The organism is Allobosea sp., assembly GCF_035944895.1.
Classification (GTDB): domain Bacteria; phylum Pseudomonadota; class Alphaproteobacteria; order Rhizobiales; family Beijerinckiaceae; genus Allobosea.
In genome coordinates, this window is record NZ_DASZAT010000016.1 from 197,911 (window position 1) to 220,681 (window position 22,771).

23 protein-coding genes are annotated in these 22,771 nt (G+C 67.1%); 17 read left to right on the forward strand and 6 right to left on the reverse strand.

The window, feature by feature from the left end; all coding sequences use genetic code 11:
- Positions 1-103 precede the first annotated feature (103 nt).
- Positions 104-1,420, reverse strand: a complete 1,317-nt coding sequence (gene guaD, locus VGV58_RS28015) for a guanine deaminase (RefSeq protein WP_326877348.1) — start codon at positions 1,418-1,420, stop codon at positions 104-106.
- A 117-nt stretch (positions 1,421-1,537) separates the two neighbouring features.
- Between guaD and xdhA the strand changes: the two genes are divergently transcribed.
- The 13 genes from xdhA to VGV58_RS28080 all read left to right on the forward strand — a co-directional run bounded on the left by xdhA (position 1,538) and on the right by VGV58_RS28080 (position 16,286).
- The gene (xdhA, locus tag VGV58_RS28020; protein WP_326877349.1) at positions 1,538-3,013 is read left to right on the forward strand and encodes a xanthine dehydrogenase small subunit; all 1,476 of its coding nucleotides are present in this window, start codon (positions 1,538-1,540) and stop codon (positions 3,011-3,013) included.
- On the forward strand, positions 3,006-5,354 hold the full coding sequence (gene xdhB, locus VGV58_RS28025; protein WP_414644145.1) for a xanthine dehydrogenase molybdopterin binding subunit: 2,349 nt from the start codon (positions 3,006-3,008) through the stop codon (positions 5,352-5,354). Before xdhA ends, xdhB begins: the two co-directional genes overlap by 8 nt.
- Positions 5,351-6,217, forward strand: coding sequence for a xanthine dehydrogenase accessory protein XdhC (gene xdhC / locus VGV58_RS28030; RefSeq protein WP_326877350.1), 867 nt, complete (start codon positions 5,351-5,353; stop codon positions 6,215-6,217). Before xdhB ends, xdhC begins: the two co-directional genes overlap by 4 nt.
- Entirely contained in the window at positions 6,201-7,757 is a 1,557-nt protein-coding gene (locus VGV58_RS28035) for an ABC transporter ATP-binding protein (protein WP_326877351.1), read from the forward strand. The genes xdhC and VGV58_RS28035 overlap by 17 nt, the downstream gene beginning before the upstream one ends.
- Positions 7,750-8,826, forward strand: a complete 1,077-nt coding sequence (locus VGV58_RS28040; protein WP_326877352.1) for an ABC transporter permease — start codon at positions 7,750-7,752, stop codon at positions 8,824-8,826. Before VGV58_RS28035 ends, VGV58_RS28040 begins: the two co-directional genes overlap by 8 nt.
- Complete coding sequence (locus VGV58_RS28045; RefSeq protein ID WP_326877353.1) at positions 8,823-9,746, forward strand: ABC transporter permease; 924 nt, start codon at positions 8,823-8,825, stop codon at positions 9,744-9,746. The genes VGV58_RS28040 and VGV58_RS28045 overlap by 4 nt, the downstream gene beginning before the upstream one ends.
- A gap of 30 nt (positions 9,747-9,776) precedes the next feature.
- Positions 9,777-10,850, forward strand: a complete 1,074-nt coding sequence (locus tag VGV58_RS28050; protein WP_326877354.1) for a BMP family ABC transporter substrate-binding protein — start codon at positions 9,777-9,779, stop codon at positions 10,848-10,850.
- 267 nt (positions 10,851-11,117) lie between these two features.
- The gene (locus VGV58_RS28055) at positions 11,118-12,287 is read left to right on the forward strand and encodes an ABC transporter substrate-binding protein (RefSeq protein ID WP_326877355.1); all 1,170 of its coding nucleotides are present in this window, start codon (positions 11,118-11,120) and stop codon (positions 12,285-12,287) included.
- 165 nt (positions 12,288-12,452) lie between these two features.
- Positions 12,453-13,379 (forward strand): branched-chain amino acid ABC transporter permease, encoded by a 927-nt coding sequence (locus tag VGV58_RS28060; protein WP_326877356.1) that lies wholly within the window; start codon positions 12,453-12,455, stop codon positions 13,377-13,379.
- Complete coding sequence (locus tag VGV58_RS28065; protein WP_326877357.1) at positions 13,376-14,368, forward strand: branched-chain amino acid ABC transporter permease; 993 nt, start codon at positions 13,376-13,378, stop codon at positions 14,366-14,368. Before VGV58_RS28060 ends, VGV58_RS28065 begins: the two co-directional genes overlap by 4 nt.
- Positions 14,361-15,110 carry an ABC transporter ATP-binding protein gene (locus tag VGV58_RS28070; protein WP_326877358.1) on the forward strand — a complete coding sequence of 250 codons (750 nt, stop codon included), beginning with the start codon at positions 14,361-14,363 and terminating at the stop codon, positions 15,108-15,110. Before VGV58_RS28065 ends, VGV58_RS28070 begins: the two co-directional genes overlap by 8 nt.
- Positions 15,111-15,113: 3 nt before the next feature.
- Positions 15,114-15,812, forward strand: coding sequence for an ABC transporter ATP-binding protein (locus VGV58_RS28075; protein ID WP_326877359.1), 699 nt, complete (start codon positions 15,114-15,116; stop codon positions 15,810-15,812).
- 15 nt (positions 15,813-15,827) lie between these two features.
- Entirely contained in the window at positions 15,828-16,286 is a 459-nt protein-coding gene (locus VGV58_RS28080; RefSeq protein WP_326877360.1) for a cupin domain-containing protein, read from the forward strand.
- 45 nt (positions 16,287-16,331) lie between these two features.
- Here the strand turns inward: VGV58_RS28080 and VGV58_RS28085 are convergent, their stop codons facing one another.
- Complete coding sequence (locus VGV58_RS28085; protein ID WP_326877361.1) at positions 16,332-16,700, reverse strand: hypothetical protein; 369 nt, start codon at positions 16,698-16,700, stop codon at positions 16,332-16,334.
- Positions 16,701-16,898: 198 nt separating this feature from the next.
- On the opposite strand from VGV58_RS28085, the gene VGV58_RS28090 reads away from it, so the two are divergent.
- The gene (locus VGV58_RS28090; protein WP_326877362.1) at positions 16,899-17,279 is read left to right on the forward strand and encodes a PilZ domain-containing protein; all 381 of its coding nucleotides are present in this window, start codon (positions 16,899-16,901) and stop codon (positions 17,277-17,279) included.
- 7 nt (positions 17,280-17,286) lie between these two features.
- Here the strand turns inward: VGV58_RS28090 and VGV58_RS28095 are convergent, their stop codons facing one another.
- Positions 17,287-18,528 (reverse strand): flavin-dependent oxidoreductase, encoded by a 1,242-nt coding sequence (locus VGV58_RS28095; RefSeq protein ID WP_326877363.1) that lies wholly within the window; start codon positions 18,526-18,528, stop codon positions 17,287-17,289.
- Positions 18,529-18,810: 282 nt separating this feature from the next.
- On the opposite strand from VGV58_RS28095, the gene VGV58_RS28100 reads away from it, so the two are divergent.
- From VGV58_RS28100 to VGV58_RS28110, 3 genes are all read left to right on the forward strand, one after another.
- A complete protein-coding gene (locus VGV58_RS28100; protein ID WP_066468590.1) occupies positions 18,811-19,083 on the forward strand; it encodes an HU family DNA-binding protein in 273 nt (90 codons plus the stop codon).
- A gap of 118 nt (positions 19,084-19,201) precedes the next feature.
- Positions 19,202-20,377, forward strand: a complete 1,176-nt coding sequence (locus VGV58_RS28105; RefSeq protein ID WP_326877364.1) for a vWA domain-containing protein — start codon at positions 19,202-19,204, stop codon at positions 20,375-20,377.
- A gap of 103 nt (positions 20,378-20,480) precedes the next feature.
- Positions 20,481-21,080 carry a hypothetical protein gene (locus tag VGV58_RS28110; protein ID WP_326877365.1) on the forward strand — a complete coding sequence of 200 codons (600 nt, stop codon included), beginning with the start codon at positions 20,481-20,483 and terminating at the stop codon, positions 21,078-21,080.
- A 6-nt stretch (positions 21,081-21,086) separates the two neighbouring features.
- On the opposite strand, the gene VGV58_RS28115 is transcribed toward VGV58_RS28110, so the two are convergent.
- The 3 genes from VGV58_RS28115 to VGV58_RS28125 all read right to left on the reverse strand — a co-directional run bounded on the left by VGV58_RS28115 (position 21,087) and on the right by VGV58_RS28125 (position 22,590).
- Positions 21,087-21,509: a universal stress protein gene (locus tag VGV58_RS28115; protein WP_326877366.1), complete on the reverse strand. Its 423-nt coding sequence runs from the start codon at positions 21,507-21,509 to the stop codon at positions 21,087-21,089.
- A 223-nt stretch (positions 21,510-21,732) separates the two neighbouring features.
- Positions 21,733-22,053, reverse strand: a complete 321-nt coding sequence (locus VGV58_RS28120; RefSeq protein ID WP_326877367.1) for a 2Fe-2S iron-sulfur cluster-binding protein — start codon at positions 22,051-22,053, stop codon at positions 21,733-21,735.
- A gap of 201 nt (positions 22,054-22,254) precedes the next feature.
- Positions 22,255-22,590, reverse strand: coding sequence for an Hpt domain-containing protein (locus VGV58_RS28125; protein WP_326877368.1), 336 nt, complete (start codon positions 22,588-22,590; stop codon positions 22,255-22,257).
- Positions 22,591-22,771 lie beyond the last annotated feature (181 nt).

Genomic DNA, 22,771 nt, shown 5'->3' on the forward strand with positions numbered 1-22,771 from the left:
GTCCCGGGCGTAGCGCAGCGGAGACCCGGGACCCATTCCGGAACGGGTCAGGCATGGATCCCGGATCAGCGCCGCTATCGCGGCTTGTCCGGGATGACAAACGTCAGGATTGTTGGAGCAGCTCCACCCGTTCCCCCGCGACATAGGTCGCGGCGACATTGCGCTCGTCGCCGAGCGTGACCAGCACGAAGAGTTCTTCCGCCAGATCGCGCACCGTCTCCAGCCGGTGCGCCATCACCCGCGTCGCGGCGGGATCGAGCACGACCATATCCGCTTCGCGCCGCGGCTCGAACGAGCCGATCAGATGATCGAGGCCGAGCGCGACCGCATTGCCGAGCGTGATCGCATGCAGCGCCTCGAAGGCCGAGAGCGACTGGCCCTGAAGCTGGAGAATCTTGTAGGCCTCGGCCATGGTGCGCAGCATCGAATAGGAGGTTCCGCCGCCGATATCCGTGGCGACCGCGATCTTGACGCCTTCGTGCCGGGCTCGCGCCCAATCGAACAGGCCGGAGCCGAGGAAAAGGTTCGAGGTCGGGCAGAACACCGCGATCGCGCCATGCTGGGCGAACGCCCGCCACTCGCGCTTGGTCATGTGGATGCAGTGGCCGAGCAGGCTCTTCTTACCCAGCAGGCCGTAGTCCTCGTAGATGCCGGCATAGTCGGCAGCGTCGGGATAGAGCTCCCTGGCGAAAGCGATCTCGGCCCGGTTCTCGTTGATATGGGTCTGGACGAAGCAGTCCGGGTGCTCAGTGACCAGCCTCTGAGAAGCCGCCATCTGCTCCGGCGTCGAGGTCACGGCGAAGCGCGGCGTTATCGCATAGAGCTGACGGCCCTTGCCGTGCCAGCGGCCGATCAGCGCCTTGCTGTCGGCATAGCCGCTTTCGGCCGTATCGGTCAGCGCCGACGGGGCGTTGCGGTCCATCATCACCTTGCCGGCGATCATGCGGGTGTTGCGCCGGTGCGATTCGGCGAAGAAGGCCTCGGCCGACTGCTTGTGCACGGAGCAATAGACCGCCGCGGTGGTGGTGCCGCTCGCCAGCAACTCGTCGAGCAGGAAGGCGCAGAGCTTCTCGGCATGACCCTGCTGGGCGAGCTTCTGCTCCTCGACGAAAGTGTATTTGTTCAGCCACTCCATCAACTGCGCGCCATAGGAGGCGATCACTTGCGTCTGCGGCATGTGGAGATGCGCGTCGATGAAGCCCGGCATGATCAAATGCGGGCGATGATCGCTGATGACTGCGCCGGCCGGCAGGGTCGGCAGCAGGTCCTTCGCCTCGCCGGCAGCCTTGATCAGGCCGTTCTCGATGACGAGCAGACCGTCCTCGACATAGCGATGCGCGGCCTCGCCGATCTCGTGCGGATCGCCGACGAACCAGAGAAGCCGGCCGCGCAGGGCTAAGGTCGCACCGTCTTTGCTCAAGGCTCACCGCTCCGGCTCAAAACCAAGTCATATCTGCACCAAATCAAAGCTTCCGGCCAAGCCGCGAACGTGCCTAATCTTGGGGCATGAATCCGATTTGCGAGCGGCAGTGCCGCCATGCGTGAGAGCGTGCGTTTCCTGCTCGGCGATGAGCTGGTCGAGATCGCGTCCTGCGATCCGACCCGCACCGTGCTCGATTGGCTGAGACTCGACCGGCGCCGTACCGGCACCAAGGAAGGCTGCGCCGAGGGCGATTGCGGCGCCTGCACCATCGTCGTCGGCCGGCTCGACGGCGAGCGGCTGCGCTATGAGGCGATCAATGCCTGCATCCGTTTCCTGCCGACGCTGGACGGCTGCCATGTCCTGACCGTCGAGCATCTGAAGAGCACTGACGGAACGCTTCACCCGGTACAGCAGGCGATGGTCGACTGCCACGGCTCGCAATGCGGCTTCTGCACGCCCGGCTTCGTGATGTCATTGCTGGCGCTCTGGCTGAACGAGCGGGCGCCTTCCGTCCAACGCATCGAGGATGCGCTCGCCGGAAACCTTTGCCGTTGCACCGGCTACGAGCCGATCATCGCGGCGGCGCAACGCATGGATGGCGCCGAGCGTGAGCAGGACCGCTTCGTCGCAGCAATGCCCACCATCATTGCCCGACTAAAGGCGCTTGCGGATAACGAGACTATCGCGATCGGCGATGGGCAGCGCGACTTCTACGCCCCCGCCACCGTCGCGGCGCTGGCCGAGCTCATCGGCGCCCATCCGCAGGCTACGCTCGTGGCCGGCGCGACCGATGTCGGCCTCTGGGTCACCAAGGGCATGCGCCGGCTCAATCCGGTGATTTCTCTCGGCCGGATCGACGAACTACGGGCGATCTCTGACACAGGCGACCATCTGCGCTTCGGTGCGATGGCGAACCAGATCGCAGTGCGCGAGGCGCTCGCCGGCATCTCGCCACAGCTCGACGAGATGATGCGCCGTTTCGGCGGTGAGCAGGTCCGCAATGCCGGCACGATCGGCGGCAATATCGCCAATGGCTCGCCGATCGGCGACCTGCCGCCGGCCCTGATTGCACTCGGTGCGACCCTGGTGCTGCGCAGGGGCGGCGAGCGCCGCAGCCTCCCACTCGAAGCCTTCTTCCTCGACTATCGCAAGCAGGACCGGCAGCAGGGCGAATTCGTCGAGGCCGTGCTGGTGCCGAAGCTACCCGCAGGCACGCTCTTCCACATCTCCAAGATCTCGAAGCGCTTCGACGAGGACATCTCCGCCGTCTGCGGGGCCTTCTATCTGGAGCTGGATGCAGCCGGCGGCATCAGCGATGCGCGGCTCGCCTATGGCGGCATGGCCGGCATCCCGAAGCGGGCCAAGACTGCGGAAGCAGCCCTGCTCGGCCGCTCCTGGGACGACGCTGCAGTTGCCGACGCTATCGCGGTGCTCACGCAAGACTTCAAGCCGCTGACCGACATGCGCGCCTCGGCCACTTATCGGCTCAAGGTCGCCGGCAATCTGTTGCGGCGCTTCCTGATCGAAACGACGACGCCTGAGACCTCGACCCGCGTCGCCGGCCTGTTGGCGGAGGCCACCCATGGCTGACGCACGCAAGCGGCTCGACGCGATGGCGACACGGCCGATCGTCGGCTCGCCGCTGAAACATGATTCAGCCGAGAAGCATGTCGCCGGCGAAGCCCTCTATATCGACGACATCCCCGAGCCCGCCGGTCTCGCCCATGCCTGCCTCGGCCTTTCCACCATCGCGCATGGCCGACTGCTGTCGCTCGACCTCTCGGCCGTAGAAGCCGCACCGGGGGTGCTATCGGTCCTCAGCGCCGCCGACATCCCCGGCGCGAACGACATCTCCTCGACGCACAAGCATGACGAGCCGGTCTTCGCGACGGCGGACATCCTGCATCACGGCCAGCCACTCTTCGCGGTCATCGCTGAGACGCGCGAGCAGGCCCGCCATGCCGCGTTGCTGGCCAAGGCGGCTTACGACGAAGCGCCTCCCCTGCTCGACGTCGCCGCCGCGCGCGCCGCCGGCTCCGATCTCGTCACCGAGCCGCTCAAGCTCGAACGCGGCGATCTCGCCTCCGCCCTCGCCGCCAGCCCGCACCGGCTGAAGGGCTCGATGGAGATCGGCGGGCAGGACCATTTCTACCTGGAAAGCCAGATCTCCCTCGCCATCCCCGGCGAGGACCAGGACATGCTGGTGCTGTGCTCGACGCAGCATCCGAGCGAGGTCCAGCACATGGTCGCAAACGTGCTCGGAGTCGGCGCGCATGCGGTCACGATCGAGGTCCGGCGCATGGGCGGCGGCTTCGGCGGCAAGGAGACGCAGGCCAATCTCTTCGCCTGCGTCGCCGCGCTCGCCGCCCGCAAGCTGAAGCGGCCGGTGAAGCTCAGACCCGACCGCGACGACGACATGATCATCACCGGCAAGCGCCACGACTTCGTCGTCGATTACGAGATCGGCTTCGATAATGACGGCCGCATCCATGCGGTCGATACGGTCTATGCCGCGCGTTGCGGCTGGAACGCCGACCTCTCCGGTCCGGTCACCGACCGGGCGCTGTTCCACATGGACAACTGCTATTTCTACCCGGCGGTGCGAGCCCGTTCGGAGCCCCTGCGCACCCATACCGTCTCGAACACCGCCTTCCGCGGCTTCGGCGGGCCGCAGGGCATGGTCGGGGCGGAGCGCTTCATCGAGGAGGTCGCCTACGCCACCGGACTCGACCCGCTGGAGGTGAGGAAGCGCAATCTCTATGGCGGCGCAAGCCGGGAGATCACGCCCTATCACCAGCCGGTCGAGGATATGATCGCCGGCGAGGTGATCGACGACCTCGCGCATTCCTGTGACTACCGCGCCCGGCAGGAGGCGATCCGCGCCTTCAACCGGCAGAGCAGGATCATCAAACGCGGTATCGCGCTGACCCCGGTCAAGTTCGGGATCTCCTTCACCGCGACCTGGTACAATCAGGCCGGCGCGCTGGTGCATGTCTACACCGACGGCACGGTGGCGCTGAACCATGGCGGCACCGAAATGGGCCAGGGGCTCTACCAGAAGGTGGCGCAGGTGGTGGCGCAGGCCTTCGGCATCGGGCTGGAGCAGATCAAGATCACCGCGACGACCACCGGCAAGGTGCCGAACACCTCGGCCACCGCCGCCTCCTCCGGCTCCGACCTCAACGGCATGGCGGCGCTCGACGCCTGCGAGACGATCAAGCAGCGGCTCATCGCCTTCGCCGCCGCACACTGGCGGGAAAAGCCGGAGGCGATCGCCTTCCTGCCCGGCAGGGTGCAGATCGGCGCCCACGAGATCGGCTTCGTCGAGCTGGTCAAGGCCGCCTATATGGCCCGCGTCCAGCTTTCGGCCACAGGCTTCTACGCGACGCCAAAGATCCATTGGGACCGCAAGGCCGGGCGCGGCCACCCCTTCTACTATTTCGCCTATGGCGCGGCGGCCGCCGAGGTCGCGATCGACACGTTGACCGGCGAATACAAGACCCTGCGCGTCGACATCCTGCATGATTGCGGCAATTCGCTGAATCCGGCGATCGACAAGGGCCAGATCGAGGGCGGCTTCATCCAGGGCATGGGCTGGCTAACCACCGAGGAACTGGTCTGGGACGAGAAGGGCCGGCTCAGGACGCATGCGCCCTCGACCTACAAGATCCCGGTCGCCTCCGACCGGCCGCGCATCTTCAACGTCGCGCTGCTGGAGAAGGCCCCCAATCGAGAGCACACCATCCATCGTTCCAAGGCGGTCGGCGAGCCGCCCTTGATGCTGGCGATCAGCGTGCTGCATGCGCTCTCCGATGCAGTGGCCAGTGTCGGCGACCACCGCTTCTGCCCGCAGCTCGACGCGCCGGCAACGCCGGAGCGCGTGCTCGACGCGGTCGACCGGGTGCGGGCCCTGGCGGAGGCGGCGCGATGACCCCCGCCGCCTTCCTCGCCAGCAGCCTCGGCGAAGGCGCCATCATCGTCCGCATCGCGGAGGCGCAGGGCTCGACCCCGCGCGAGGCCGGCGCCACGATGATCGTCAGCGCCCGTGGCAGCGCCGGCACGATCGGTGGCGGCCAGCTCGAATTCCATTGCATCGACCTCGCCCGCACCCTGCTCGACAGCGGCGGACCGCAACAATTGATCGATATCCCGCTCGGCCCGCAAATGGGCCAATGCTGTGGTGGGCGCGTGCGGGTCGCGATGGAGCCCGCCTCCGCCGCACATCTCGAAGCGCTGAGGCAGGACGAGGCGAAAGCCGCCGCCGAGCGGCCGCAAGTACTGATCTTCGGCGCCGGCCACACCGGCAAGGCGCTGGCACGAAGCATCGCTTTGTTGCCGGTCTCAGCAATCCTGATCGACGATCGGCCCGGCCAGTTCGACGAGGTTCCGGCAACCGTTGCGTGCCTGCAGCTCGACGATCCCGAGACTGCGCTGGCCGCGGCGCGGCCCGGCTCCGCCTTCGTCGTCCTGACCCATAGCCACGCGCTCGATTATCGCCTGGCCGAGGCAGCCCTGCTGCGCGGCGATGCGGCTTATGTCGGCATGATCGGCTCGGGTACGAAGCGCGCCCGTTTCGAGGCGAGCTTCCGCCGCCGCCACCCCGGCAGCACGGCATTGACCGGACTCACCTGCCCGATCGGCGGATCGGATGTGCATGACAAGCGTCCGGAGGTGATCGCCGCCTTGACGAGTGCCGAGCTGGTGCGTTGCTTGCTTGGCGAGAAGGCGGGCCTCGCGGGGAGGTCCGCCACGGGACGCGCGAGGGCACGGAACCGCCATGACGCAGCCGCCTGAGCAGACGGCACCTTCGCGGCTGGCGCTCGCCCATGTCTCGAAGAGCTTTCCGGGCGTGAAGGCCAATCAGGACATCAGCCTTGCCGTCCGTCCTGGCGAAATCCATGCCCTGCTCGGCGAGAACGGCGCCGGCAAGTCGACCCTGGTCAAGATCATCTATGGCGTGCAGCGCGCCGACGAAGGGCAGGTCAGCTTCGACGGCAGGCCGGTCGAAATCGCCTCGCCCAAGGCGGCGCGCAAGCTCGGCATTGGCATGGTCTTCCAGCATTTCTCGCTGTTCGACGGCATGACCGTGCTGGAGAACATAGCGCTCGGCCTCGACGAGACGGTGCCGGCGGAGGAGCTGAAGGCGCGGATCAAGGCAATCCTCGACAGCTATTCGCTGCCGCTCGATCCGGATCGGGAGGTGCATACGCTTTCGGTCGGCGAGCGCCAGCGCATCGAGATCGTGCGCTGCCTGCTGCAGAAGCCGAAGCTGCTGATCATGGACGAGCCGACCTCGGTGCTGACCCCCCAGGAGGTCGAGCGCCTGTTTGAGACACTGCGCCAGATCGCTCGGGAAGGCTGTTCGATCCTCTACATCAGCCACAAGCTGCACGAGATCAAAGCGCTGTGCGAAGCCGCGACCATCCTGCGGGCTGGCCGGGTCGTCGCAGCCTGCGACCCGCGTATCGAGACAACGCAGCACATGGCCGAACTGATGATCGGCGCCGAGCTGAAACACCTCCAGCGACCAGCCGCCAGCAAGCAGGGCGCGGCGCGGCTCAGCGTCGAGCGCCTGGATATGCCGGGCGAGCCGCCCTTCGGCACCAGCCTGAAGGGCATCTCCTTCTCCGCCCAGGCCGGCGAGATCCTCGGCATCGCCGGCGTCGCCGGCAATGGCCAGGCCGAATTGCTGCTGGCGCTCTCGGGCGAGCATCTCGCCTCCCGCAACGAGGCGATCAAGCTCGACGGCCGGCCGATCGGCCTCGCCGATGCCGGCGCCCGCCGCTCCGCCGGCCTCGCCTGCGTGCCCGAAGAGCGTAACGGCCATGCCGCCGTGCCCGACTTCTCCCTCGCCGAGAACGTCGTACTGACCGCGCGCCATCGCCTGCCGCTCGCGCCCTCCGGGCTGATCAGGCAGGGGGCGGTCGAGCGCTATGCCGGCGAGGTCATCGCTCGCTTCGATGTCCGCACCACCGGGCCGGCGGCGCTCGCCGGCTCGCTCTCCGGCGGCAACCTGCAAAAATTCATCATGGGCCGCGAGATCGGACAGCGCCCCGACGTGCTGGTGGTGGCGCAGCCGACCTGGGGCGTCGATGCCGGCGCCGCCGCGGCGATCCGTCAGGCGCTGGTCGATCTTGCCGCGCAGGGCTCGGCCATCGTGGTGATCTCGCAGGATCTGGACGAGCTGCTCGAGCTCTCCGACCGGCTCTGCGTCATCAACGAGGGCCGGCTGTCGCAGGCGCGGCCGGTCGCGGGCCTGAAGCTGGAAGAGATCGGCCTGATGATGGGCGGCATCCACGGCGAGAGCCACGAAGCGGAGCCCGCGCATGCTTGAGTGGCGGCGCCGGCGCGAGCCCAGCAAGGCGATGCTGTATCTCAGCCCGCTGATCGCGATCGGGCTCACCATGCTGACCGGCATGCTGATCTTCGGCGCGATCGGCTATGACGGCCTGCGCGCGGTCACGGCGATCTTCGTCACGCCGCTGCTCGAACCGCAACGTTGGGCCGATCTCGGCGTCAAGGCCGCGCCGCTGATCATGATCGCGCTCGGCCTCGCCATCGGCTTTCGCGCCAATGTCTGGAACATCGGCGCCGAGGGGCAATACGTGATGGGCGCGATCGCCGGCACCGGCGTCGCATTGCTGACCCATGACATGACCGGCTGGTGGATCCTGCCGGCGATGGCACTGGCCGGCATTGCGGGTGGCGCGGCCTATGCGGCGCTCCCTGCCCTGCTCAAGGTGCGCCTGCAGGTCAGCGAGATCCTGACCAGCCTGATGCTGACCTATGTCGCGGTGCAGTTCCTGTATTACCTCGTGCGCGGCCCGTGGAAGGATCCCGACGGCTTCAATTTCCCGCAGACCAAGATGTTCAGCGCCAGCCAGACGCTGCCGGCGGTCGCGGAAGGCTCGCTGGTCCATCTCGGCGTGCCGCTCGCCATCCTGCTCGCGCTCGTCGCCTGGTTCGTGCTGGGCAAGACCGTCGCCGGCTACGCTGTCCGCGTCGTCGGCCGTGCGCCCGCAGCGGCCCGCTATGGCGGCTTCGATGCGAACCGCGTTACCTGGGCGGCGCTGCTCGCCGGCGGCGGGCTCGCGGGCCTCGCCGGCCTGCTCGAAGCCGCCGGCCCGTTCGGCCAGCTCACGCCGCAATTTCCGGTCGGGTACGGCTTCACCGCAATCATCGTCGCCTTCCTCGGGCGGCTCTCGCCCCCCGGCATCGTCTTCGGCGCGCTGGTGCTGGCGGTGACCTATGTCGGCGGCGAGATCGCGCAGAGCACGGTGCGCCTGCCTGCCGCAGCGACGGGCATGTTCCAGGCTCTGCTGCTGTTCTTCCTGCTCGCGACCGATGTGCTGGTGCGCTACCGGCTCGCCTGGAAGGCGCGGCCAGCGAGGAGCGCGCCATGACCGCGGCAATCCTCGTCTCGATCTTCATGACGCTCGCCGCCGCGGCGACGCCGATCCTGCTCGCGGCTCTGGGCGAGCTCGTCACCGAGAAGGCCGGCGTTCTCAATCTCGGCGTCGAGGGCATGATGCTGTGTGGCGCGGTCGCCGGCTTCGCCGTCGCCTACTCCACCGGCAGCGTTCCGCTCGGGCTCATCGCCGCGACGCTGGCGGGCGTCGCAGCTGCGATGATCTTCGCGTTGCTGACGCTCGGCCTGGGCTCCAACCAGGTCGCGACGGGCCTTGCCCTGACGATCTTCGGCATCGGCGCCTCCTCGCTGATCGGCGCCGGCTTCGTCGGGCGCACGATCGAGCGGCTAGGCCCCCTCTTCCCGGCCGATTATGCCGCCCATCCCTGGCTGCGCCTCGTCTTCGGCCATGACGCGATCGTCTATCTCTCGCTCGCGCTCGTCCTTGCGGTCAGCCTGTTCCTGCGCCGAACCAAGGCCGGGCTGATCCTGCGAGCCGTCGGCGAGAACGCCGATTCCGCCCATGCCATCGGCTATCGCGTGCTGGCGATCCGCACCTCCGCGACCGCCTTCGGCGGGGCGCTCGCGGGCTTGGGCGGCGCCTATTTCTCGCTGGCGCTGACGCCGATGTGGGCCGACCGGCTGACCGCCGGGCGCGGCTGGATCGCGCTCGCGCTCGTCGTCTTCGCTGCCTGGAAGCCAGGCCGGCTCCTGATCGGCGCCTATCTCTTCGGTGCCGTCGCGACCTTCGAATTGCAGGCCAAGGCCGCCGGCCTCAGCTTCATCGCGCCCGAGGTGCTGGCGATGACCCCCTACCTTGCGACGATTGTGGTTCTGACCATGATGTCGCTAGGACGGAGAACCGGCGGACGCGACGCGCCCGCCTGCCTCGGCAAGCCCTTCCCGGCGCAGTAAACGCCGCAACCGACAACGGGGAACCTGACCATGTCGACCATCATCACCCGCCGCACTCTTCTTGCCGGCGCCGCCGCGAGCTCGGCCTTGCCGCTGGTCGGCGCGCGCGCCCAGGCGCCGTTCGGCGTCGGCTTCGTCTATGTCGGCCCGATCGGCGACCATGGCTACACCTGGACCCACGACCAGGGCCGCCTCGCGCTGGAGAAGGAATACGGCGCAAAGATCAAGACCAGCTTCATCGAGAACGTCGCCGAGGGCCCGGATGCCGCTCGTGCCATCCGCCAGTTGGCCCAGGCCGGCAACCAGCTGATCTTCACGACCTCGTTCGGCTTCATGAACCCGACGATCCAGGTCGCCAAGCAGTTCCCGAAGATCTTCTTCGAGCACGCCACCGGCTATCAGCGCGCCGAGAACGTCGCGACCTACAATGCCCGCTTCTATGAGGGCCGCGCCGCGATCGGCACCATCGCCGGGCACATGTCGAAGACCGGCCAGGCCGGCTATGTCGCCTCCTTCCCGATCCCCGAGGTGGTGATGGGCATCAACGCCTTCCATCTCGCGGCGAAGAAGGTGAACCCCAACTTCAAGACCAAGGTGATCTGGTGCTCGACCTGGTACGACCCGGCCAAGGAGGCCGATGCGGCCAAGGCGCTGATCGACCAGGGCGCCGACATGATCACCCAGCACACCGATTCCGCCGCCCCGCTGCAGGCGGCCGAGCAGCGCGGCGTCTTCGCCTTCGGCCAGGCCTCGGACATGAAGGCGTTCGCGCCGAAAGCGCATCTCTCGGCGATCGTCGACGACTGGTCGGGCTACTACATCAAGCGCGTCAAGGAGGCGATGGACGGCACCTGGAAGACCGGCGACGTCTGGCACGGCCTCAAGGAAGGCATGGTCAAGCTCGCGCCCTATAACGACGCCGTCACGCCGGCAGCGCGCGCCGCCGCGGACGAAGTGCAGAAGGGCATCGCAGCCGGCACGCTCCACCCCTTCACCGGCGAGCTCAAGGACCAGAAGGGCACGCTGCGCCTCAAGGCCGGCGAGACCGCCAGCGACGAGATGCTCTCGAAAATGGACTGGTACGTCGACGGCGTGCAGGCCTGACGGCCATCGAGGACACGTCATGCTCGGGCTCGTCCCGAGCATCTCACCCCAGAGGAGGCGCTGCGCAGCGCCTTCTCATCCAGAGATTCTCGGGTCTGCGCTTCGCTCCGCCCGAGAATGACACTTCCCATCGCGTACGAAAATTACCCGCAGGAACCCCCTTGCAGATATTTTAAGCTTGAAACAATATGGCCGCCGACGCCGCATGGACGGGATGGGGAACTCCGCCGGCGGTCGCATCTGGCTCGTCCCGGGAGGACATCGGATATGACGCTCAAATTCACTCTGTCGCTTGGCACCGGCGTGCTCGCGCTCGGGCTCGCCGCCGCCCAGGCGCAGGAACCCTTGAAGATCGGCGTGGTCAGCGTGCTGACCGGTCCGGCCGCCGCGCTCGGTCAGCAGGTGCGCGACGGCTTCCAGCTCGCGGTCGACCAGAACGGCGGCAAGCTCGGCGGCGTGCCGGTGCAGATCACCGTGATCGACGACGAGCTGAAGCCCGATGTCGCGGTCGGCAAGGTCCGCAGCTTCGTCGAGGGCGGCAAGGTCGACTTCGTCGTCGGCCCGGTGTTCTCGAACATCCTCGGCGCGATCGCCAAGCCGGTACTGGACTCCGGCGCGATCCTGATCAGCCCGAATGCCGGCCCGTCGACCATGGCCGGCAAGGCCTGCCACCAGAACTTCTTCGTGACCTCGTATCAGAACGACCAGGTCCACGAGGTGCTGGGCAAGTACGCCCAGGACCAGAACTACAAGAAGGCCTACATCATCGCGCCGAACTACCAGGCGGGTAAGGACTCGCTCGCCGGCTTCAAGCGCTATTTCAAGGGCGAGGTCCTCGACGAGGTCTATGTCCCGCTGAACGCACTCGACTTCTCGGCCGAGCTCGCCAAGATCGCCTCGGCCAAGCCGGACGTGGTCTTCGCCTTCCTGCCCGGCGGCCTCGGCGTCAACTTCGTCAAGCAATGGTCGCAGGCGGGCCTGACCGGCAAGGTGCCGTTCCTCTCCGCCTTCACGGTCGACGAGTCGACGCTGCCGGCGCAGCAGGACGCGGCGGTCGGCATGTTCGGCGGCATGACCTGGGCGCCCAACATGGACAACCCGCAGACGAAGAAGTTCGTCTCGGCCTATGAAGCCGCCTACAAGATCGTACCGGGCTCCTATGCCCAGCAGGCTTTCGACGCGGCGCTCCTGATCGACTCCGCGGTCAAGGCCGCCGGCGGCACCGCCGACAAGGACAAGCTGCGCGCCGCAATCAAGAAGGCCGACTTCACCTCGCTGCGTGGCAAGTTCAAGTTCAACACCAATGGCTACCCGATCCAGGACTTCTACCTGGTCAAGGTCGCTAAGCGGGCCGACGGCAAGTTCCAGACCGAGATCGCCCAGAAGGTGTTCGAGGACTACGCCGACCCGCATGCGAAGGATTGCGCGCTGAAGTGAGGGTTTTGACCTTCACGACGACCTGAATGGTCATCCCGGGCGGGCTTACGCCCGACCCGGGGTCCATGCCAGACCGATCGATGTTCAGGCATGGATCCCGGTTTTCCGCTTCGCTGCGGCCGGGATGACGGCACCTGTTGTTCTCGAGCCGAGTTGCCAAAGCGCATGACCACCGGCCTCCTCATCGTCCAGATCCTGAACGGGCTGCAGTTCGGCATCCTGCTGTTCCTGGTGGCGGCAGGGCTGACGCTGGTCTTCGGCGTGATGGACTTCATCAACCTGGCGCATGGCGTGCAGTACATGCTCGGCGCCTACCTTGCCGTGACCTTCGTCGCACTGACCGGCTCCTTCGTGCTCGGGCTGGTGCTGGCGCTGGCGGCGGCGCTGGTCTTCGGTCTCGCGCTCGAATTCCTGGTTTTCCGCCATCTCTACGAGCGGGACCATCTCGACCAAGTGCTGGCGACCTTCGGGCTGATCCTGCTGCTCAACCAGGGCGTCAAGATGATCTGGGGCGCCGCTCCCCTCTCCGTGCCGCTGCCTGCGTTCCTGACCGGCAATGTCGCGCTGATGGATGGCATCCTCTATCCGACCTACCGCTTCGCCCTGATCGGCTCGGGACTCGCGGTCGGCGCCCTGCTCTGGTTCATCGTCGAGAAGACCCGAACCGGCATGCTGCTGCGCGCCGGCGCCTCGAACGCCTCGATGGTCTCGGCGCTCGGCGTCGACATCCGCAAGCTGTTCATGATCGTCTTCGCCTTCGGCACCATGCTGGCGGGCTTCGCCGGCGCGATGGCGGCGCCGATCCTCTCGGTCGAGCCCGGCATGGGGGACACAGTGCTGATCCTCGCCTTCGTCGTCATCGTCATCGGCGGCATCGGCTCGATCCGCGGCGCCTTCGTCGCGGCCTTGATCGTCGGCCTGGTCGATACGCTCGGCCGCTCCTTCATGAACGACCTGCTGCGCCTGTTCATGAGCGCCCCTTCGGCGCGGGCGACCGGTGCGGCCCTGTCCTCGATGCTGATCTACCTGCTGATGGCAGTGGTGCTGTTCGTGCGGCCTGAAGGCCTGCTGCCGGCGCGGGGGCGGACATGAGCGCGGCGCCCGCCACCGCCGAGGTCGCCAGCGTCGCGCCGCCGCGCGAGCGCGCCAAGATCCTGCTGCCGGCCATCCTGTTCCTGCTGCTCGCCCTGGTGCCGCTCGCCGTCTCCATCGGCATGCCGGCCGGCTGGCTCGCTTTGCTGACGCGGGCGCTGATCTTCGCCATCGCGGCGCTCTCGCTCGACCTCATCCTCGGCGTCGGCGGGCTCGTCTCCTTCGGCCATGCCGCCTTCCTCGGCATCGGCGCCTATGTCACCGGCATCATGATCACCGAGGGCAGGAGCGAGGCGCTGGTGATCCTGCCGGTCATCCTCGCCGTCTGCGCCCTGTTCGGCGCGATCACCGGGGCAATCTGCCTGCGCACGCGCGGCGTCGCCTTCATCATGATCACCCTCGCCTTCGGCCAGATGGTCTATTTCCTGGCGCAGGCGCTCTCGGCCTATGGCGGCGATGACGGGCTGACGCTCTACGAGAAGAGCACCGTCCTCGGCTTCAACCCGTTCGCGAACCGGACCTCGTTCTATTACAGCGTGCTGATCGCGCTCGCCGGCGCCTATCTGCTGGTGCGCGGCCTTGTCGCCTCGCGCTTCGGCCGGGTGCTCAGGGCGGCGCGGGAAAACCCGACCCGCGTCAGCGTCACCGGCTTCGACGTCACCCGCGTGCGCCTCATCGCCTATGTGATCAGCGGCATGCTCGCCGGCCTCTCCGGCTTCTTCCTCGCCAACCACACCGAGTTCGTCAGCCCAGCCTTCATGTCCTGGCAGCGCTCGGGCGAACTGATCTTCATGGCGGTGCTCGGCGGCGTCGGCTCGCTGCATGGCGCGATCATCGGCGCCATCGCCTATCTGATCGCAGAGGATGCCCTCTCGCATCTCACCGAGCATTGGCGCGTGATCTTCGGGCCGATGATCATCCTGTTCGTGCTGTTCACCCGCGGCGGCATCGTCGGGATGCTGCGCAAGCTGGGCCCGCGTCATGGCTGAGCCGGTCCTCATCCTCGATGGCGTGCGCAAGTCCTTCGGCGCGCTGAAGGTCACCGATGGCGTCAGCCTCGCCGTCTCCCCCGGCGAACTCCACGCCCTGATCGGCCCGAACGGCGCCGGCAAGACCACGCTGGTCCACCAGATCTCCGGCATGCTGACGCCGGACCACGGCACGATCCGCTTTCGGGGCCAGGACGTCACGGCGTTCAACGCCGAGAAGCGCGCTCGCCAAGGGCTGGCGCGGACCTTCCAGATCACCTCGACCATCGCCTCGCTCTCGGCGCTGGAGAATGTCGCGCTCGGCGTGCAGGCCAAGGCGAGCCATCCGCTCTCCTTCTTCCGCAATGCCGCCAGCGACGAGCGCCTGAACCGCCCTGCCCGCGCCGCGCTCGACGCGGTCGGCTTGTCGGAACGCGCCCATGTCCCGGCCGGCAGCCTGTCGCATGGCGAGAAGCGGGCGCTGGAGATCGCCATGGCGCTGGCGCTGGAGCCGGCGGCGATCCTGCTCGACGAGCCGCTCGCCGGTGTCGGCAAGGAAGAGGGCGAGCGCCTGATCGCTTTGCTCAAGAGTCTGAAGGGCCGCTACGCCATGCTGCTGGTCGAGCACGATATGGAGGCGGTGTTCGCGCTCGCCGATACGGTGACCGTGCTGGTCTATGGCCGCGTCATTGCCTCGGGCGATCCCTCCGTCGTCAGGGCCGACCCGGCCGTGCGCGAAGCCTATCTCGGCGAGGAGGGCTAGCCCGTGCTGACGGTCGAGAACCTCGATGCCGGCTATGGCGAGGCGCAGATCCTGTTCGGCGTCGATCTTTCGGTCGGCGCCGGCGAGGTCGTGACCCTGCTCGGCCGCAACGGCATGGGCAAGACCACGACAGTGCGCTCCATCATGGGGCTGATCCGCCCGCGCGCCGGGCGCGTCAGCTTCGGCGGCGTCGACCTCACCGGGAGCGCCCCCTTCCGGCTGGCGCAGGCCGGCATCGGCCTCGTTCCCGAGGGGCGCCAGGTCTTCCCGACGCTCTCGGTCGAGGAGAACCTGATCGCCACCGCCGCCAGCCGCTTCGGGCCGGCGCGCTGGACGCTGGAGCGCGTCTACGCCTTCATGCCGCGCCTCAGGGAGCGTAAGGCCAATCGCGGCAACCAGCTCTCCGGCGGCGAGCAGCAGATGCTGGCGATCGGCCGGGCGCTGATGACCAATCCCAAGCTCGTCATCCTCGACGAGGCGACCGAAGGGCTGGCGCCGATCATCCGGCAGGAGATCTGGTCCTGCCTCGCGGCGCTGAAGGCCGAGGGCGAGTCGATTCTGGTGATCGACAAGAACGTCGACGCGCTCGCCAGGATCGCCGACCGGCATGTCGTGCTGGAAAAGGGCCGCGTCGCCTGGCGCGGCAGCAGCGACGATCTGCGCAGCGACAGCGCGGTCAAGGACCGCTTCCTGCATCTTTGAAGAAGGAGACCGAGGATGAAACCGCTCACTGCCGGCGTAACCAAGGCCAATGAGGGGATCGACGCGATCTCCTGGAACATCCTCGGCCAGACCTATGTGCCGAAGATGCTGAGCGAGGACAGCTTCTCCTGGCACGCCATCTTCCCGCCCGGCACCTTCGTGCCGCCGCACATCCATCCGACCCAGGACGAATTCATCTACATGCTCGAGGGCCGGCTCGACCTCGTGCTCGACGGCCAGGAATCGCATGCCCTGCCCGGCGACCTGATCAAGCTGCCGCGCAACATCCCGCATGGGCTGTTCAACAAGAGCGACGCGCCGGTGAAGTGCCTGTTCTGGGTCGCTCCCACCGGCCGGCTCTACGACCTGTTCTGGGCGATCCATTCGATGAAGGAGCAGAACCCAGCCGAGGTCGTCGCCCTGTCGGCGCGCTACGAGATCGACTTCCTGCCGCCTCCGCCCGACGGCGCCTGAGACCCTCCTTTCTGATCAGGCCGTTTGGCCTGATCAGATTCGGCGCTAGCGCCGCCGGCAGAGCTGCGACTCCGCCTTGGTGGCGGGGCGCACGATCCTGCTTGCGACGAGCCTGGTCGGCGGCCCCTCCTCCAGGGTTCCGGCCAGGACCACCGTGCCGGCATACAGGGCGCTGCCTTGACCGGTGTTTCCGAGCAGCAGCTGCTTGTGCTGCGCTTCGCCAAGCCTGGAGAGGTCGGGCGCGGTCCTGGCAAGCCGCCGGTGCGAGGGCAGCAGCACGCTGTCCCGCGACGGGCACGGCGGCCTGAAGCAGCGAAGCCCGTTGTCGCAGGTGACGAACTCGACTTCGGCGGATTGCGCGGTCGGGGCGAGCAGTCCGACCGACAGCAATATGATGATCGACGCCCTCATCATGACCTCTTCCTCAACGCATCGGCCCCCGAGGTCGTACCGTAGAGCGGTGATGCTTGCCGAACGTCAGTCGAATGGACGAGGCCTCCCATCCGCCGTGCTGCGCGCCACGCGGCGATTAAGGTTAAGGAAGAATTGCTGCTGCAACCAGGAGCATAAGCAGGCATGATCTCAACCTGAGCTTGAACAAGGGCCAGGCCCATGCCCGCCGCCACCACCACCTCGGAACGCCGCCGCTCAGTCCGCAACCGGACCCTGATCGGTGGTAAGGTCATCTTCAACCAGCGCCAGTCGACGCTGGACTGCACGGTCCGCAACCTGTCGGACGACGGGGCCCTCCTGGTGTTCTCGGATGGCGTCGCCCTACCGGAGCTGTTCGAGCTCTATTTTCCAGTGAAGCGGGAAAGCCGGATGGTGCGCAGCCGCTGGCGCGACGCCGAACGCGTCGGCGTTTCCTTCGCCGCAGCCGCGAAGCAGGACGATGCGCCGGTTCCGCTCGACCTGATGCGGCGGCTGCGCCAGCTCGAGCAGGAGAACGCGGCGCTGAAGGCCCGCATCGTCGAATTGACGGAAGGCGCTTGAGTTTCCTTCAGCCTTTCGCCGGCTGCGCGACCGAGAGCACGGTCTTGCCGGCATAGGCCTTCACGATCTGCTCGCGCTTGCCATAGGGCAGGACGCGCTCGACATCGTCGAAGCCATTGGGCGCGAGCGCCTCGACCGCATCGATGACGCGCTCGGGACCGCCGGCACGGTTCATCGCGACGATCTCCGCTGTCGCCGGCAGACGCAGCGCCTCGTAGGCGGCGAGCGCATGGCGCGGATGCTCGGCCTTGACCAGGAGGTCGGCGAGACAGCGCGCGTCGAGGATCGCCTGCGAGGCGCCGTTCGAACCGACCGGATACATCGGGTGGGCGGCGTCGCCGAGCAACGTCACCCGGCCATGGCTCCAGCGCGGCAGCGGATCGCGGTCGCACATCGGATATTCCCAGAAGGTGCCGCTCGCATGGATCAGGGCGAGGATGTCCAGCCCGGGCACGGTGAAGCGCTTGGCGAAGGGCAGCACGTCCTCGAGCCGCCCGGCCTTCGACCAGGCCTCCTTCGGCGGCGGCTTGGCGGGGTCACCGGTGCGGATGTTGACGACCCAGTTGGTCAGGCGGGTGCCTGGCTTCTTGCCCTCGGCGATCGGGTAGAGCACCAGCTTGCCGGCCATGCCGCCGGCGATGATCATGCTCTCGCCATCGAGGAAGGCTGGCCAATCGCAGGCGCCGCGCCACATCTGGACACCGTTCCAGCGCGGCCCGCCCTGATTCGGGAAGTAATGCGCGCGCACCGTCGAATGGATGCCGTCGGCGCCGATCAGGATGTCGGCGCGCGCGGTCTCGCCGCCCTCGCCCAGCCTGGCGTCGGCAAAATGCGCGGTCACGCCGCCCTCGTCCTGCAGGAAGCCCTGCAGGCGGCGACCGGTACGGATTGCATCCGGCCCCAGCCGCTCGATCACCGCGTCGCGAATCACGCCCTGGAGCCGGCCACGATGGATCGAGAACTGCGGAACCGGGGCGCCGGCGTGCAGGCCGCGCAGCTCGCGCCAGACGGTCTGGCCGAAGCGGTTCATGTAGACCAGCTCGCGCGTGCGGATCGCGACGGCATCGAGAGCCGGCAGCAGGCCCAGCTCTGCCAGCTCGCGGATCGCGTGCGGCAGCGTGTTGATGCCGACGCCGACCTCGCGGATTTCGCTCGCCTGCTCGTAGACGGTCGCGGCGATGCCGCGCGCATGCAGCATCAGGGCCAGTGACAGCCCCCCGATGCCGCCGCCGATGATGATGGCTTTCATGCCGTGTTTCGCTCCCCTGAATTATTTCAAGCTTCAAATAATATCGGGTGTTTTGTCAATCGCTCCACAAAGCTGGTGAAAACCGCCCCAATTTCGCGGCTTTTGACAGGAACGAAGCCGATTGCTGTGCGTATGTACGGCCGATGCCGTCGTGTTTCGGCGGCAAGCATGCCAAATGGCGATTTCGTGCGCGAGAGCGCGTCGATTCGCCGCGTTGCGCCCGTATCCGTTGGGATTCGGCGCAGCGTCAATTTTAACAACATTGGTCTCCAGGAGGTTTTCATGACCAAGAACGAACTGATCGCCGCGATCGCGGACGAGACGGGCAAGACCAAGGCCGATGTCTCGGCCATCCTCGGCTCGCTCGCCGGCGTCGTCGCCAAGACGCTGAAGTCCGGTGGCGACGTCACCCTCGGCGGCATCGGCAAGCTCGCCGCCGCCAAGCGCGAAGCCCGCGAGGCCCGCAACCCGTCGACCGGCGCGACCATCAAGGTCCCGGCCAAGACGGTCGTGAAGTTCAAGGTCACCAAGGACCTGGCCGACGCCGTCGCCTGATCCTTGCCAGACAGCGGCGGCCCAGAGCCGGCCCCGATCAGCCTGCATCGCAAGTCGATCGGACGGGCCCTAGGCCGCCGCAGCTTGACCTTGAGACGTTGCTGGCCACAGTAGCGCGATGTTCCTCCGCCTCTTCACCGATCTGCGCGCCGCCAAGGTCCCGGTGACCCTGCGCGAATATCTGGCGCTGCTCGAAGGCGTCGAGGCCGAGCTCGCCGACTATCGCGTCGATGAATTCTACTATCTCGCCCGCACCTGCCTGGTGAAGGACGAGCGCCATCTCGACCGCTTCGACCGCGTCTTCGCCCAGGTCTTCAAGGGCATGGAGACCCTGGGCGAGGCCTTCGAGCAGGTCGGCATCCCCGAAGAGTGGCTGCGCAAGCTCGCCGAGAAATTCCTGACCGACGAAGAAAAGGCCCAGATCGAGGCGCTCGGCTGGGAGAAGCTGCTCGAGACGCTGAAAGAACGCCTCGCCAAGCAGAAGGGCCGCCATCAGGGCGGCTCGAAATGGATCGGCACCGCCGGCACCTCGCCCTACGGCGCCTATGGGTACAATCCCGAAGGCGTGCGCATCGGCCAGGACAAGAACCGCAATTTCCGGGCGGTGAAGGTCTGGGACACGCGCGAGTTCAAGGATTTCGACGATACGCGCGAGCTCGGCGTGCGGAACTTGCGGATCGCGCTGCGCCGCCTGCGCAAATTCGCCCGCACCGGCGCGGCCGAGGAGCTCGACCTCGACCAGACCATCACCGAGACCGCCAAGCACGGCTATCTCGACGTCAAGCTCCGGCCCGAGCGGCACAATGCGGTCAAGGTGCTGCTCTTCCTCGATGTCGGCGGCTCGATGGACTGGCATATCGAATTGGCCGAGGAGCTGTTCTCGGCGGCGCGGGCCGAGTTCAAGCATTTCGAGCATTTCTACTTCCACAACTGCCCCTATGAGCGGGTCTGGAAGGAGAATCGGCGCCGGCATGACCAGGTGATCCCGACCTTCGACGTGCTGCGCACCTACCCGGCAGATTACCGCCTCGTCTTCGTCGGCGACGCCTCGATGAGCCCCTACGAGATCGCCATGCCGGGCGGCTCGGTCGAGCACTGGAACGAGGAGGCCGGCGAGGTCTGGATGCGGCGACTGACCGAGCGCTTCCCGAAATCGGTCTGGCTCAACCCCGTCCAGCAGCATCTGTGGGGCTACACCCAGTCGATCCGTCAAATCGGCGGGCTGATGGGCGGACGGATGTTCCCGTTGACTCTCGACGGCCTGGATGGGGCGATGAAGGCGCTGACGCGGTAGGCACCCCGCTCGTCATGCTCGGGCTCGACCCGAGCATCGCTTTCAGGAAATTCTCGGGTCTCCGCTTTGCTCCGCCCGAGAATGACGGCTAGAGCATGCCGCCATGAACCCCGCCGACGACGACACCACCCTGCCCTTCTGGCGCCAGCGGCCGAAGCCGATCGGCTTCGAGATCGCCTATCGGCTCAAGGGCGACACGCTGGAGATCGATTCGACCCGCAAGGTCGACCAGGTCAGGCTGTCTGCCGTCGAGCAGGTGCGCTTCATCTATGCTCCCAGCAACGTCTCGTCGAAGGGCTTCCGGACCCAGTTGCGCCTGAGCGATGGCAAGAGCATTACTTTCGGCAACCTGTCCTGGCGCTCGCTCACCGATATCGAGCGCGACGATGCGCGCTATCACGCCTTCGTCGCGGCGCTGTCCGCCGCGATCGTGCGCGCCAACCCCAAGGCGCGCTTCCTCGCCGGCAAGCCCTATCTGCTCTGGCTGGCGCTGGCGCTCGCCGGCGGCGGCGCCATGCTGATGCTGACCTTTTTCAGCCTGCGCGCCCTCCAGCAGGGCGCGACCGCCGCAGCGGGGCTCGGGCTCGTGCTCGCCGCGGCCTCGTTCTGGCAGGTCTGGCCGATGATCAGGCTCAACCGGCCAAGAGACCTCGCGAGCGGCGAGGTCCCCGACGATCTCGTCCCGGGCCGACAGACGCCCTGAAGGCTACTACCTGACCACCAGCACCGAGCACTTCGCCCGGCGCACGATGGTCGAGGCGTTCGAGCCGATCACATAGGCGAGCATGCCGGGCTCATGCGAGCCGATGACGATCAGGTCGGCGCCGCTGGCATCGGCCTCGGCCAGCACCTCGCCATGGACCGAGCCGACCAGGACCTTGGCCGAGACCCGTTCGGCCGGCAGGTTCACCTTGGCGGCGATCTCGGCAAGCTTGGCTTCGGATTCGGATTGCTGACCGGCGTCGAAGTCCGCCGGCACAAATTCCATGTAGGTGATCGGAACCAGCGAGCGGACATAGACCAGTCTGATCGAGCCTTCGGACTGGATGGCAAACCCCTCGGCCGCCGTGATGGCGGGACCTGCCAGCTCGGCCTCGGCGAGATCGACCGGGACCAGAATCGATTTGTACATCGCATCCTCCTCCGGCGTGGCCCGCCCGGCCGCATGGTCGAACGATCGGAACCGACGCCTGCACACTATGTCGGAGCACAATCCCCCAAGGGAAGAGCGTCGCGTCGTCGCGAGCCGCTCCGGCGTCCGATGATGTGATCATCGTGGAAGAATGCGTGTTCGTCCTTGCGGTCGATCAATCAATGTGGCGCAGCAGTACCCGCTACCGTCCTTTCCGGGGGGCTCAGCCCTGGCGGGCCGGCGTGCGCACCACGAGGCCATCGAGCTCGTCGCGCACCCTGATCTGGCAGGACAGGCGCGAATTCGGGCGGACGTCGAAGGCGAAGTCGAGCATGTCCTCCTCCATCGGCTCGGCGTGACCGGCTTTCTCGCTCCAGGCATCGTCGACATAGACATGGCAGGTGGCGCAGGCGCAGGCGCCGCCGCATTCCGCCTCGATGCCCGGCACGCCGTTGCGGACCGCGACCTCCATCACGGTCGACCCCGTCTCGCCCTCGACCGTGCGGCTGGTACCCTGGGCGTCGATGTAAGTGATCTTCGGCATCGTGAACTCCGGCCGCCTGGCGACGGCTGCGCGGCTGGCGCGGTCGGGAGGAACCGGCCGGGCTTCCTGGCGGGCCACGGGCAGGTTCGCGAGAGGGGCATTGTTCGCGAGCAGGGAGCCCACGGACATCGCATCTCTAGAAGATTTCGAAAGCGCGCGAAACGGCGATCTCCGCCGTGCCGCCCCGGCCGTCCTGCGGCGTCAGGCCGCGCAGTCGAGCCGGGAGATCACCGCACGCGCCTCGGCGGCGGCGAGCGTCAGCGCGTCCAGCGCATCCTCGCGCGGCGCGGCGCCGACGACCGTCAGCTGCTGCTCGATCCGGTCGGCGGCTTCGGCCACCTGCCATGCGCCGATGGCGCGGGCGGCTCCCTTCAGGGTGTGGGCAGCATCGCGGCCGACGCTGGCGTCGCCGGCATGGATGGCCCGCAATTGGCGGGCGCATTGCTGGGCGAACAGCGTCAGCAGCTCGCGCTCCAGCTCGGCATCGCCGCCGCTCTGGCGGGCGAGATGCACGAGGTCGATGGCAGTCTGGGACATGGGGAACTCGGTTTTCTCTCGGGCTGCGGAACTCACGCAGCCTTCTGACCCTCCATCAAGCGCCGTTATGGTGAATGAGGCGTTAACGACGTTTGTGAATCAGAAGGTCAAACGGGTTTCAATCCCTGCTTGCCTCAACTACCCTTCGAGACAGTAAACGATGGGCGTCGTGTCGCTTGTA

Coding starts and splice junctions, on each gene's coding strand:
- xdhA (WP_326877349.1), top strand. CDS start 1,538: ATGCGTGAGAGCGTGCGTTTCCTGCTCGGCGATGAGCTGGTCGAGATC.
- xdhB (WP_414644145.1), top strand. CDS start 3,006: ATGGCTGACGCACGCAAGCGGCTCGACGCGATGGCGACACGGCCGATC.
- xdhC (WP_326877350.1), top strand. CDS start 5,351: ATGACCCCCGCCGCCTTCCTCGCCAGCAGCCTCGGCGAAGGCGCCATC.
- VGV58_RS28035 (WP_326877351.1), top strand. CDS start 6,201: ATGACGCAGCCGCCTGAGCAGACGGCACCTTCGCGGCTGGCGCTCGCC.
- VGV58_RS28040 (WP_326877352.1), top strand. CDS start 7,750: ATGCTTGAGTGGCGGCGCCGGCGCGAGCCCAGCAAGGCGATGCTGTAT.
- VGV58_RS28045 (WP_326877353.1), top strand. CDS start 8,823: ATGACCGCGGCAATCCTCGTCTCGATCTTCATGACGCTCGCCGCCGCG.
- VGV58_RS28050 (WP_326877354.1), top strand. CDS start 9,777: ATGTCGACCATCATCACCCGCCGCACTCTTCTTGCCGGCGCCGCCGCG.
- VGV58_RS28055 (WP_326877355.1), top strand. CDS start 11,118: ATGACGCTCAAATTCACTCTGTCGCTTGGCACCGGCGTGCTCGCGCTC.
- VGV58_RS28060 (WP_326877356.1), top strand. CDS start 12,453: ATGACCACCGGCCTCCTCATCGTCCAGATCCTGAACGGGCTGCAGTTC.
- VGV58_RS28065 (WP_326877357.1), top strand. CDS start 13,376: ATGAGCGCGGCGCCCGCCACCGCCGAGGTCGCCAGCGTCGCGCCGCCG.
- VGV58_RS28070 (WP_326877358.1), top strand. CDS start 14,361: ATGGCTGAGCCGGTCCTCATCCTCGATGGCGTGCGCAAGTCCTTCGGC.
- VGV58_RS28080 (WP_326877360.1), top strand. CDS start 15,828: ATGAAACCGCTCACTGCCGGCGTAACCAAGGCCAATGAGGGGATCGAC.
- VGV58_RS28085 (WP_326877361.1), bottom strand. CDS start 16,700: ATGATGAGGGCGTCGATCATCATATTGCTGTCGGTCGGACTGCTCGCC.
- VGV58_RS28090 (WP_326877362.1), top strand. CDS start 16,899: ATGCCCGCCGCCACCACCACCTCGGAACGCCGCCGCTCAGTCCGCAAC.
- VGV58_RS28095 (WP_326877363.1), bottom strand. CDS start 18,528: ATGAAAGCCATCATCATCGGCGGCGGCATCGGGGGGCTGTCACTGGCC.
- VGV58_RS28100 (WP_066468590.1), top strand. CDS start 18,811: ATGACCAAGAACGAACTGATCGCCGCGATCGCGGACGAGACGGGCAAG.
- VGV58_RS28105 (WP_326877364.1), top strand. CDS start 19,202: ATGTTCCTCCGCCTCTTCACCGATCTGCGCGCCGCCAAGGTCCCGGTG.
- VGV58_RS28110 (WP_326877365.1), top strand. CDS start 20,481: ATGAACCCCGCCGACGACGACACCACCCTGCCCTTCTGGCGCCAGCGG.
- VGV58_RS28115 (WP_326877366.1), bottom strand. CDS start 21,509: ATGTACAAATCGATTCTGGTCCCGGTCGATCTCGCCGAGGCCGAGCTG.
- VGV58_RS28120 (WP_326877367.1), bottom strand. CDS start 22,053: ATGCCGAAGATCACTTACATCGACGCCCAGGGTACCAGCCGCACGGTC.
- VGV58_RS28125 (WP_326877368.1), bottom strand. CDS start 22,590: ATGTCCCAGACTGCCATCGACCTCGTGCATCTCGCCCGCCAGAGCGGC.